The organism is Zhongshania aquatica (assembly GCF_027257955.1).
In the GTDB taxonomy this organism is placed as follows: domain Bacteria; phylum Pseudomonadota; class Gammaproteobacteria; order Pseudomonadales; family Spongiibacteraceae; genus Spongiibacter; species Spongiibacter aquatica.
Window position 1 is genome coordinate 100,183 of sequence record NZ_JANZNQ010000013.1, and the last position, 7,710, is coordinate 107,892.

6 protein-coding genes are annotated in these 7,710 nt (G+C 47.8%); 1 reads left to right on the top strand and 5 read right to left on the bottom strand.

Going from position 1 to position 7,710, the window contains the following annotated elements; all coding sequences use genetic code 11:
• Positions 1-12: 12 nt before the first annotated feature.
• The 3 genes from rimI to O9X78_RS13930 are packed head-to-tail and all read right to left on the bottom strand — an operon-like array spanning position 13 to position 2,897.
• On the bottom strand, positions 13-462 hold the full coding sequence (gene rimI / locus O9X78_RS13920) for a ribosomal protein S18-alanine N-acetyltransferase (RefSeq protein ID WP_269620316.1): 450 nt from the start codon (positions 460-462) through the stop codon (positions 13-15).
• Positions 459-1,352, bottom strand: a complete 894-nt coding sequence (locus O9X78_RS13925) for a hypothetical protein (RefSeq protein ID WP_269620317.1) — start codon at positions 1,350-1,352, stop codon at positions 459-461. The genes rimI and O9X78_RS13925 overlap by 4 nt, the downstream gene beginning before the upstream one ends.
• Complete coding sequence (locus O9X78_RS13930) at positions 1,353-2,897, bottom strand: 2-isopropylmalate synthase (RefSeq protein ID WP_269620318.1); 1,545 nt, start codon at positions 2,895-2,897, stop codon at positions 1,353-1,355.
• Positions 2,898-3,271: 374 nt separating this feature from the next.
• On the opposite strand from O9X78_RS13930, the gene O9X78_RS13935 reads away from it, so the two are divergent.
• Positions 3,272-4,771, top strand: a complete 1,500-nt coding sequence (locus O9X78_RS13935) for a succinylglutamate desuccinylase/aspartoacylase family protein (RefSeq protein ID WP_269620319.1) — start codon at positions 3,272-3,274, stop codon at positions 4,769-4,771.
• 261 nt (positions 4,772-5,032) lie between these two features.
• Here the strand turns inward: O9X78_RS13935 and O9X78_RS13940 are convergent, their stop codons facing one another.
• Both O9X78_RS13940 and O9X78_RS13945 read right to left on the bottom strand, forming a co-directional pair.
• Positions 5,033-6,841 (bottom strand): hypothetical protein, encoded by a 1,809-nt coding sequence (locus tag O9X78_RS13940; RefSeq protein ID WP_269620320.1) that lies wholly within the window; start codon positions 6,839-6,841, stop codon positions 5,033-5,035.
• A 126-nt stretch (positions 6,842-6,967) separates the two neighbouring features.
• Positions 6,968-7,477 (bottom strand): hypothetical protein, encoded by a 510-nt coding sequence (locus O9X78_RS13945; RefSeq protein ID WP_269620321.1) that lies wholly within the window; start codon positions 7,475-7,477, stop codon positions 6,968-6,970.
• Between the last annotated feature and the right edge of the window lie 233 nt (positions 7,478-7,710).

The following is a 7,710-nucleotide window of genomic DNA, read 5'->3' on the forward strand; positions in this document are numbered from 1 at the left end:
TGGAATTTATTTTTAAACCAATAAAGGAAGATCCGCCGACATTAATATCGCATCTTCATGACCATCGCCTAGGGGATAATATTTTTTACGGATGCCGTCTTCGACAAAACCCAACTTGCTGTACAAGGCCCGCGCTACTGTATTGGATACCCGCACTTCTAGCAAACAGCGGGCACCACCAAATTGCTGCATCCACTCCAAACCTTCGGTCAGTAAACGCCGTCCCACTCCGCTGCCACGACAGTCGTTATCAACAACAATATTCAACAAACTAACGTCGTCTAATACTAGGGTGTAGGCGCTGATTGCTAGCAATTCATCGCCTTGCCAGTAACCAAGGCAGTGATCATCGCGAAGACTGCGCAGCCAATTTACCCGCCCCCACGGATGGGGGTCAGAGCGAGTTTCTATTAACAGGCATTGTTCTAGATGATGAATGCCTAGCATTGCAATGCGTGTCATGCTTCGTCGGTGCCCTTCGTCAAAAAGGAAACGCCGCGCAACTGCGCCCATAGCTCGGCTTTTTTACTTCCGTCTTCCAGCATTAGCGCTGGCTGCACGCTAAAAATGGCGGTTAAACCCGACGATGCCAACAAATCGCGATCAAAATAGCTGTTTATGTTATCCCCCAGCACAATCACGCAGTGCGCATTTTGACGTTCTGCATGCGCCATCACATTCCCTAATAGGGCATCTTTTGCCGCATCAGCGTCTCGTGCAAAACTCGGCGTTTTCAATACCGGCCACTGAAAACGTGCACTGGAAAAAGACGGCGCTAGTTCAAGTTTATGATGGGATGTAATCGCGATTGCGATATTGGCCAGCAGGCGTTTTTCAGCCGGATTAAGTGGCTGATGAGTGGTGTCTACCACAAACAGAACGCCTATACCGGTGCCAACTATTTCAACGTTGAATGCAGGATTTGCCACTGGCGTCGCGTTTTCACCTTCAGCCGCAGTTGGCGTAGTGGTCGACGAAACCGGCGGACGTTTAGATGCCTTGCCATCAAGGTTTAAAGCATCTAAATCAGAGGCAATACGCGCCCTACTCTCACTAGGTACTTGCTGGCTTGCGCTTGAGGCAGGTCGGCCGGATGCGCTATCACGATCTCGCTCGGCACTTAGATTCTGATACTCGTTTTGAATATCGTGACTGTCTGCGTCACGGTCGTCTGTATACGGCGCACCGTTTTCATAGCCATCTGCCGCGATTGATTCCTCGTCACCATCATCCAGTGGTGCAAAATCAATGTCGCAAAGTGGCGAACTCGCCGCACCGTCAAGCACAAAGCGCGGCACATAACTGTCCACGCCCATTGCCTGCAAATAGTCTAAGCGCAGTGCTTCGTTCACTTACACGCCCCGCTGAGGGTGCGCTTTTAAAACACCTGCATCCAAGAGATTTAAGGCATCAAGATAGGCCTTCACCGACGCCACAATAATGTCGGTGTCTGCGCCATTGCCATTCACAATAGTGCCCTGCTTTTCTAGGCGTACTTGCACTTCGCCCTGAGAATCGGTGCCACGGGTAATCGCATTCACAGAATAGAGTAAAAGTTTGGCGCCGCTATCAACCAATAACTCTACTGCTTTAAATGCCGCATCTACTGGCCCATCGCCTTCGGCATTGGCTTCTTTGGCCTCACCGTCGATTGTCAGCTGAACATCTGCGCGGGGCTTAGAGCCAGTTCGCGACACAGCTTCCAAGCCAACAAAGTGATAACGTTTTTCATACTCTGCCGGTTGCACATCACTCATCAGTGCCTGCAAATCTTCGTCAAAGATTTCATGCTTTTTATCTGCCAGCTCTTTAAAGCGGGTAAATGCCAAATTCAACGCTGCTTGGTTATCTAGGGTAATACCCAGCTCTTCTAAGCGTGCTTTAAAGGCCGCACGGCCAGAATGCTTACCCAGTACGAGTTTATTGGCATTCCAACCCACATCCTGCGCACGCATAATTTCGTAGGTTTCGCGGTGTTTTAGAACACCGTCCTGATGAATACCAGACTCGTGCGCGAAAGCATTCGCACCCACAATCGCCTTATTCGGCTGAACCGGAAAGCCCGTTATTGAAGAAACAAGCCGCGAGGTAGGCACGATCTGTGTAGCGTCTACGCTCACTTGAACAGGGAATATGTCCGCGCGGGTGCGAACGGCCATCACCAACTCTTCTAATGAGGCATTACCCGCGCGCTCACCCAAGCCATTAATTGTACATTCTACCTGCCTAGCACCGTGCATAACGGCGGACAGCGAGTTCGCCACCGCCAGGCCAAGATCATTGTGGCAATGAACGGAGAAAATCGCCTTGTCGGCATTGGGAATAGTGTTCATCAGCCGAGCGACCATTGCACCGTATTCACCCGGCTCACCATAGCCAACGGTATCGGGCAAGTTGATGGTGCGCGCACCAGCGTCAATGACCTGCTCAATAATCCGGCATAAGAAATCGTATTCAGAACGCGATGCGTCTTCACAGGAAAACTCAACATCGCCTATTAAGTTACGGGCATACTTCACCGCCGCCACGGCGCGCTCGACCACATTATCTGGGGTCATTCGCAATTTGTATTCCATGTGAATCGGCGAAGTGGCTATAAAGGTATGAATACGTCCTGACTCCGCTGGTCGCAATGCTTCTGCCGCCCGATCAATATCTTCAGACCCAGTGCGAGCTAAGCTGCAAATGGTGCTGCCTCTCACTGCTTCGGCTACGGCTTTAACCGATTCGAAGTCGCCGACGCTGGCGATGGCAAAACCCGCTTCAATGACATCTACGCCCATTTTTTCGAGCATTTTAGCAATACGCACCTTTTCGTCACGCGTCATAGACGCGCCCGGGCTTTGCTCACCGTCACGAAGGGTCGTATCAAAAATAATCAGCCTATCTTTAGTCATGCCAAACTCCCGCCATTATCATTATCTGCCATCCTGTTTATTGCGGACGGCCTAATCAATGCCGCAATTATAGTCGGACATGAGCGAGACTTCTTGGCTCTTTTCATCATCCGCCATGGATTTTTATGCGTACCGCAGCTCAAACTCGGTAAAAATGCCAACAGCGCCTAATGAACTAACGCCTTTTTAAACGTCAAACTGGGAACGGTCACGGTAAAGGAATTTTACGAAATATCCTTTTAAAGGCGTTTAAACTGGCGATTTTGTATACAATTTACGCACAGCTGTGGCCTGATAGGATGTAATAGGCAGCACAAACACACCGGCAAGACTACAACTTGCTTACCACAATTAACGGAGTAATCCGCTGTATCATGCGACGCATCGTCATTTTTTGCATAGCACTGAGCTTTCAATTGCTCACTCAGGCCGCCTCAGCGAACGAACAATCGCCAAAGTCGCTGAACGAGTCACACGCCCTTAATGCCTCAACCCCTAGCGAAACGGTCAATGAAGAAGGCACAACATTCAGCTCAAACCGGCACAGAAACGCAGTACTAAATAGCGATTTTGATAAAAGCACCGTCGCCACGGATACGCCAGAAGTCGCCTTTACCCTACTCGGCCAAGATATTTTAAGGGGCAGTTTTGAGCGTTTGTATTGGACCGCAGGGCAAGCCATCGCCGGGCTCGCTATGCCAACCCCAATACTGGTAGCGGCAGGTAATAAACCCGGCCCCACCCTCTGCCTGACCGCTGCGGTTCACGGCGACGAGTTAAATGGTGTCGAAGCGATACGTCGCGTGATGTTTAGCCTCGAAAGCGACAAATTAAACGGCGTCGTCATCGGCGTACCGATTGTAAATATGCATGGCTTCCGTCGTACCTCACGCTACCTCCCCGACCGCCGCGATCTCAACCGCTATTTCCCCGGCGATCCAAAAGGTAGCTCTGCGGGTAGAATAGCCCACAGTTTCTTCAATGAAGTCATTACCCACTGCGACCGCCTGATCGATATACATACCGGCTCGTTCCACCGCACCAACCTCACCCAATTGCGCGGTAATCTCGGCAAAGAAAGCGTAATGCAATTCAGCAAAATGTTTCATGACGTGACCGTATTAGACGGCGCTGGCGCGCCGGGAACCCTCCGCCGCGCAGCCGTTGACGCGGGTATCCCGGCCGTCACGCTAGAAGCTGGCGAACCACTGCGCCTCCAGCTAAAAGAGGTCATCCAGAGTGTGAACGGTATTAAAGCCGTCATGTACCACATGGGCATGATTGGCTCAAAACCGAGCCGAGCACCCAACCAAAACGTGTTTTATAAATCGACGTGGCTACGTGCCGACCAAAGCGGGGTATTCCTAACAGAAGCCAAGCTCGGCCAGCGAGTCAAAAAAGGCGATATTTTGGGCACCGTAACCGATCCAATTACCAACCGCAGCTCGGTGATACGAAGTAACGTTGACGGCCAGATTATTGGCCTTGCCCTCAACCAAATGGTCATGCCGGGTTTCGCCGCGTACCACGTTGGTATCGCCACCGACCAGAAAAAAGTAGCCGCTGACAAAATGGCGGATAACGTCGTAGCAGAAGCACTTGAACCGGTTGCCGAGAACATGAAAGAAGTTGCTAGAGAAGCCGCACAAACCGCAGCCAAAACCAGTGATGACCCAGCAACGGTCGCTGCTGCAGCGCGCAAAGCGGTAAAAGATGCGACTCAAAATGCCACTCAACTGGTAGATAAGCCAAAAGCTGAAAAGCTCAATAACGAAAGAACGGACGATACACCGCCAGAACAAGGAAGCGCAGAGTCACCAGAGTCTATTAGCCAACCCCGCCCGAATGATGAGTTAGAGGAACACCCAGAGTAAGTGCACCTAAAAAGATTGTTTCATCCCTAAACTGTCCGAAACGGCTAATTGAAGATAACAATGATCGCTGGACAGTTTATGGGCTTGCAGTTCTGGGGCCATGGAACTTGATGGCTGATGTTGGTAATAAGCGAACAGTTAAAAACCCCGAATCGGGCCGAAACAGGTGGGTTTTTACAATCTCAACACCAAGCGAAGCGGCGGCATAGCCGTCCGCTTGCGTTTTTTTGTTATAGCAAAACTAATCAAATACTACCTTGCTCAGTCAAATTTCTCCTTATCCATAAACCAGCCTTCTACTACACCGCTCCGTGATGGCCAAAGAACAAAGTTCGCTGTATCAGAATATGCTACATTGGCTTGCGATGGCCTAGCTAAATCATCTCTTAATGTGTCGCGATTAAGACCCGATATAGGTATGGCTGCGGATATACTCTCTAATTCCCGCGATACTTTAACACCATATACTCCTGTTTCTGGGTCGAAGTTTGATGAAGACCAAAGAAATAGATAGTTCCCGTCTTCATAGGATAAATCGAGAAAGTCTTTTGGAACCTCTTCTGATGAGTTGCCACCAACAAAGATTGGTGGAGATATTATAATCCCAATATCAGATGCAGCAGCATCCACCAATTCCCCTGAAGAGTTTATTTGGCGAGCATAAACTGTAAAACTACCAGACATTATCGTATTTGTTTCTAATAGCCCTTCTATCCATCCAACAACGTAGTTATTTCCATCTGAAGCAATTTGAGGGTAACGCGGATTATCGCCATTATCACTTCTAATCTGCACAGCGTTAGATAGAAGTACATTTCCTTCTAGATCCAATAACTGCCCGAAAATAGGCATTCCAACACTTCTTCGAGTATCTTCAAAAAAATATGGGCTCCATATAACCATAAATTCGTTTTCTCCATAAGCAACGCTGGGAGAATACACATGATTATTAGGATCTGGGTAAGTATCTGAAAGGTTGTCAACAACTATAAAACTGTTTGTTACTCCTCCCAGCTGATCAACAAAGGCTCCCTTAATTCTATGAGTTGCTCCTGACTCATGCCAAACAACTAGGGTTCGAGTGCCATCAAAAACCATATCTGGCTCGAAGGCTGATATTCCGACAGTTTGAGAAATATCAATCGGCAGGTCGTCTACGACATTCCCATCGGGTGCTATTCTTTTCCCTACTATACTTCGCTCACCGTTCAAACTTGTCATATAGGTAACCAGGTAATTCATGCCATCAAAAATTGCGTTATAGCGAGTGAATCTACAACCTGTATTACCTGTATCTACTTTGCCATGAATTTGGAATTCTGGCCCCATTGTCCTGTTGCCATATACGATCCTGCCAATAAGTTCGGAAGGGTAAGGGAAAACTTCAGATTCTCTGCATGAAACAGTAAGAAAGTTCGAGCCATCACTGGCTACGGCGGGTTTGGCTGGCTGAGATAAATCTGAATTTAGATTCAAATTTTCAAATACAACCTGGCCAATATTTAGTGAAGATGCCATATGTCGAACTATCTCTACATTCCTTTCAAATACTCTCCTTTCCGCACTGTAGAGTAAACCGTAAACTGCGTCATCGAACTCAAAGGCAATCAACATAAACCTTAGATCCAACTGCTCAACGCCTTCCACATCTGCATCAAATATGGATTCTTCTCCTGAAAATCCCGCCACTTCAATTTGTCTACTCGAGATTTCTTGTATATTGCTTACATCTACTCCTGTTACCTCTGCCATACTGTCTAATTTGACAAGCAAAACGTTTTCTAAAAACTGATCAGATTCCCCCTCTGAAGGCTCTGAAAAAGCAGCTATCACATCAGGCTCACCAAGAGATAAAGAATCCTGCCTATTCCATGCTTCAGGAAATACTAGTGCGATTTTTTCTCTAAAAGATAGATGTGGAATAAAATTGACATCCGATGGATCAATAGCCGAAACAACTGGAACCTGACTATCGCCACCGCCACCACCGCCACCGCCACCGCAAGCGGCTAAAGCTGAAAGCAAGAATATAATTAATACGTGAAGAGTTCTCCGCCTAAACTTTGCCAATTTTATTTTCCTCAATTTTACAACTTTGCGAGATTGCTATGACCTAGAGCTAATGGTCGCTGCGCGGCTTTATCGCCCAGGAAGCCGCAACGGAAAAGACGTCGCCGCGGCTGGCCTTGTTAAACCTTAAGCTCTTGATTTGTTTGGCCACGTTTTAGTAGCTCTCTTTTCTTTGGCTGCCAGTCGGGCGCGCCACATTAAATCTGTTAATAAAATTGCAATGGAAAAATTAAAGCGTGCCCTCAGCGTTGATCCTTCCTCAAGCTCAACTGGGCCGCACCAAGGAAGCTGATTGACAAGGCCAGCTACTTTTTCTGACTCAAAACTGACACCTTTCCAGCTATGACCGAATTCGTTTCTAATTTTTCGGATTAAAGTAATTTCCCGAAATTCATTATCTTGCAAAAGTCCGAGCGCATGAGCGGCGGCTGCTTTCGCTGCAAATGTACCAAGGGGTGCATTAAACCCGCTGATAAGCTCTTTTCCTGATTTGTTATCAGCAAGGAAAGACCTAAGAATATTCTCCAGCCAATCATCCAAAACAGCTGCGGCATTAAGGGCTGCACCTCTGTCACTTTCTTTGTTGAACTCATTCAAAAATTCAGACAGATCTCGCATTTCAGGTTCTTGCTGCATGACATCCCTTAAGGCTTAACGCCGTGTTCTGTTGAATTTTTGGAGTGGATGCTTTTGTGTTACCAAACACAAAAGGAGCAATGGAAAAAATTTCAACAGGAACACCTTGTGTACGCCCAGCATGGGCATGAACTAATGAGGTGAAAGTCCTCTGTAGGAAGGTCACCATCCTTAGCGATTTATGATCGTTATTAGATGTTAACTACTAGCGAATGGCAAGGGCTTGACCGCGA

What these genes read in the sequence shown, in the direction of transcription:
- O9X78_RS13930 (WP_269620318.1), bottom strand. Translation starts at nt 2,897, where the DNA reads ATGACTAAAGATAGGCTGATTATTTTTGATACGACCCTTCGTGACGGT.
- O9X78_RS13945 (WP_269620321.1), bottom strand. Translation starts at nt 7,477, where the DNA reads ATGCAGCAAGAACCTGAAATGCGAGATCTGTCTGAATTTTTGAATGAG.
- rimI (WP_269620316.1), bottom strand. Translation starts at nt 462, where the DNA reads ATGACACGCATTGCAATGCTAGGCATTCATCATCTAGAACAATGCCTG.
- O9X78_RS13935 (WP_269620319.1), top strand. Translation starts at nt 3,272, where the DNA reads ATGCGACGCATCGTCATTTTTTGCATAGCACTGAGCTTTCAATTGCTC.